Annotated in this window: 1 protein-coding gene; it reads right to left on the bottom strand. The window is 63.3% G+C overall.

The genetic code is table 11. From position 1 onward, the window contains the following. Positions 1-428 (bottom strand): polyprenyl synthetase family protein (locus EN935_RS40260; protein WP_164771943.1); only part of this gene is annotated, 428 nt, incomplete at both ends.

The following is a 428-nucleotide window of genomic DNA, read 5'->3' as shown; positions in this document are numbered from 1 at the left end:
TTCCAGACCGGCGTCATCGGTGACATTGTCCTCGATGGCGCGCTTCCAGAAGGTGCGCTCGGCCTTGGAGCCGCGCCGGTAGGCAAGGATGACCGGCAAGGTCACCTTGCCTTCGCGGAAATCGTCGCCGACGTTCTTGCCCAGATCCTTGCTGGTGCCGCCATAATCCAGCGCATCGTCGATTAGCTGGAAGGCAAGGCCGAGATTCATGCCGTAGGAGCGCAGCGCGGCACGATCATTGCGCGTCGCCTGGGCGATGACGGGACCGACTTCGGCAGCAGCCGAAAACAGCGCCGCGGTCTTGGCCTTGATCACCGCGAAATGCTCGTCCTCGGTGGTTTCGAGGTTCTTGGCGGCGGCAAGCTGCATCACCTCGCCCTCGGCGATGATCGAGGCCGCACTCGACAGGATGTCGAGTGCTTCGAGCG

Source organism: Mesorhizobium sp. M7D.F.Ca.US.004.03.1.1 (assembly GCF_003998635.1).
Taxonomy (GTDB): domain Bacteria; phylum Pseudomonadota; class Alphaproteobacteria; order Rhizobiales; family Rhizobiaceae; genus Mesorhizobium; species Mesorhizobium loti.
The sequence above is the reverse complement of the archived record's forward strand: the minus strand, read 5'-3'. Positions and strand labels throughout refer to the sequence as shown.